The following is a 3000-nucleotide window of genomic DNA, read 5'->3' as shown; positions in this document are numbered from 1 at the left end:
CCCGGGCCAGTTCCTCTGGGGCCTCGACCACCTGCTCGGTTCCTTCCGTCGGCAGTTCGGCGGTGGAAACGTCGCGGAATAGGCGAGTTGCCGCGGTAGGCGAGTTCCAGGACGGGATGGGCCTGTTCGACCGCCACCGTGGGCGTGTCGGCCGGCGTGTCGGCCGCGACAACGACGCTGTCAATCAGTATTCCAGGCCACCCCCACCGGCTGCCGCGGCCGCGGTTTCCTTTTCCTCTGGCTTTTCGGCGACGACGGCCTCGGTAGTGAGGAACAGCCCGGCGATGGATGCGGCGTTCTGCAGGGCGGAGCGGGTGACCTTGGTCGGGTCGATGATCCCGGCCTCGAGCATGTTGACGTGCTCGCCGGTGGCGGCGTCCAGCCCCCACCCCGGTTGCAGGTTGCGGACCTTCTCGACCACGACGCCGCCTTCCAGACCGGCATTGATCGCGATCTGCCGGAGCGGCTCGGTCAACGCGCGGCGCACCATCTCGGCCCCGGTCCGCTCGTCCTCGGCCACGTCCAGCCCGTCGAAGACGGCCTCCGAGGCCAGCAGCAGAGCCACCCCACCGCCGGGAACGATGCCCTCCTCAACGGCGGCCTTCGCGTTGCGGACCGCGTCCTCGATGCGGTGCTTACGCTCCCTGAGCTCGACCTCGGTGGCCGCGCCGGCTTTGATGACGGCCACGCCGCCGGCGAGCCTGGCCAGCCGCTCCTGCAGCTTCTCGCGATCGTAGTCGGAGTCCGACTTCTCGATCTCGCTACGGATCTGGCTGACCCGACCGGCGATCTGGCCCGGGTCGCCGGCGCCCTCGATAATGGTCGTGTCATCCTTGGTGACGATAACCTTGCGGGCCTGGCCAAGCAGGTCGAGGTCGGCGTTCTCCAGCCTGAGACCAACCTCCTCACTGATCACCTGACCGCCCGCCAGAACGGCGATATCGCCGAGCATGGCCTTGCGCCGGTCGCCGAAACCCGGCGCCTTCACGGCCACGGACCGGAACGTACCGCGGATCTTGTTGACGACCAGGGTTGCCAGGGCCTCCCCCTCGACGTCCTCGGCAATAACCAGCAGCGGCTTGCCGGCCTGCATGACCTTCTCCAAGAGCGGGAGCATGTCCTTGACCAGCGAAATCTTGATGTTGGCGACCAGGATGTAGGGGTCCTCCAGGACGCACTCCATCCGCTCCTGATCAGTGATGAAGTACGGCGAGATGTAGCCCTTGTCGAAACGCAGACCTTCGGTGAGCTCCAGCTCGAGGCCGAAGGTGTTGCTCTCCTCGACGGTGATGACGCCGTCCCGGCCGACCTTGTCCATCGCCTCGGCGATGATCTGGCCGATCGCGGTGTCCCCGCCGGCCGAGATCGAGGCCGTTGAGGCGATCTGATCCTTGGTTTCCAGATCCCTGGACAGGTCGGCCAGCTCCCCACAGACCCGCTCGACGGCCAGCTCGATGCCACGTTTGAGGGCGATCGGGTTCGCGCCCGCGGCCACGTTCCGCAGGCCCTCGTGGACCAGTGCCTCCGCCAGGACGGTCGCCGTCGTGGTGCCGTCGCCGGCCACCTCGTCGGTCTTCTTGGCGACCTCCTTGACCATCTCGGCGCCGATCTTCTCATACGGATCTTCGAGCTCGATCTCCCTGGCAATGGAGACACCGTCATTGGTGATGGTGGGAACGCCCCACTTCTTCTCCAGGACGACGTTGCGCCCCTTCGGACCGAGCGTCACCTTCACGGCGCCGGCCAGCTGGTTCATGCCACGTTCCAGCCCGCGCCGTGCTTCCTCCTCGTAAGCGATGATCTTTGGCATGATGGTTCCCCTGAAGCAGAACGTGACCGGACCCCGCGAACATCGCAGGCCCATCCTCACGACATGCAATACCTTAATTACAAATCGTCGGTAGCGCCTGCTGGCGGGGCAAGCCGACCGGCTGGACAGGCCGGGCCTGCCGGGGTCCCGGCGGAGGGCGCGCTGGCGGGTCCGGGTACCAGGCACTCAGTCGTACCAGGCACTCAGTCAGCTTTGGCCCTCGGGGCCGGTGCTCTGGCCTTCGGGTCCGGTGCTGATCTCGATGTGCTTGGGCTGGCTCCGCTTAGCCTTCGCCAGCCGGATGGTGAGCACTCCGTCGGCCAGGGTGGCGTGCACCGATTCCGGGTCAATGTCACCCGGCACGGCGATGCGGTGCTCGAACCGGCCCACTGGGCGGCTACGGCGGCGCAGTACTCCCGTGCGTTCCCGCTCCTTGATTTCACCGGTGACGAACAGCTCGTTGTCGCGCAGGTCCACGGAGATGTCCTCCCGGCGTACCCCGGGAAGATCGAGATCGATCACGAACGCGTCATCGGTCTCCTCGATGTCGACCGGCTGCACTATGCCACCCAGCAACCGCGCCGGACGGCCCTCGACGCCGCCCATGACGTCGCCGAGCAGATTGCCCATGCGAGTCCAGGCGTCCTCGATCTCCCGGAACGGATCCCATCGTGCCAGCGTTCCCAGGCTTTCTCCGCGTCGTACAGGTAGTGTCATGATCCTCACTCCTTCCGGCCGGGCCGGCCGGCTATCACCTTTGCGTCCAATTGACTATGCCTTGCCTCTACCCCTGCCTCGCCGGCCCAAAAACTGCGGGCCACGGCCGAGGGACACCCGGCTACAGCCGGCTGTAGGGCCAGAACCGGCTTTAGGACCAGAAACCGGCTGTAGGGCCAGGCGCTGCCTGGTGCTGCCCGTCCTGCCGGGCTCAGCCCCCCGATCCCTGTCCTGCCCCGGCCCGGCCCCGACCGGTGTGGCTCTGCCAGCTCTCCTGGTGCTCCAGCTCCCCTGGCAATCAGGACCTCCTGGCAATCAAGGCCTTTTCATGATCTCTTCCTTCGCCTGCCGACAAGCGATACTCCGTAGGCAATGCGTTTTGCTGGGCAAATCCTGGACAGGTTCCCTGCTGTGGGGTCGGTTTATCCGAGTGAAGCCTGCTCACGGCGTGGGCACGCCCGATTCGTCATAGG

The 3000-nt window shown here is 66.3% G+C and carries 2 protein-coding genes; both read right to left on the bottom strand.

The window, feature by feature from the left end:
* Positions 1-184: 184 nt before the first annotated feature.
* A complete protein-coding gene (gene groL / locus AC08OQ_RS09295) occupies positions 185-1810 on the bottom strand; it encodes a chaperonin GroEL (RefSeq protein ID WP_476600069.1) in 1626 nt (541 codons plus the stop codon).
* A 207-nt stretch (positions 1811-2017) separates the two neighbouring features.
* Positions 2018-2527, bottom strand: coding sequence for an Hsp20/alpha crystallin family protein (locus AC08OQ_RS09290; RefSeq protein WP_476600071.1), 510 nt, complete (start codon positions 2525-2527; stop codon positions 2018-2020).
* Between the last annotated feature and the right edge of the window lie 473 nt (positions 2528-3000).

The organism is Frankia sp. CcCS3 (assembly GCF_977927575.1).
This window is presented reverse-complemented; position numbering and strand designations above follow the sequence as displayed.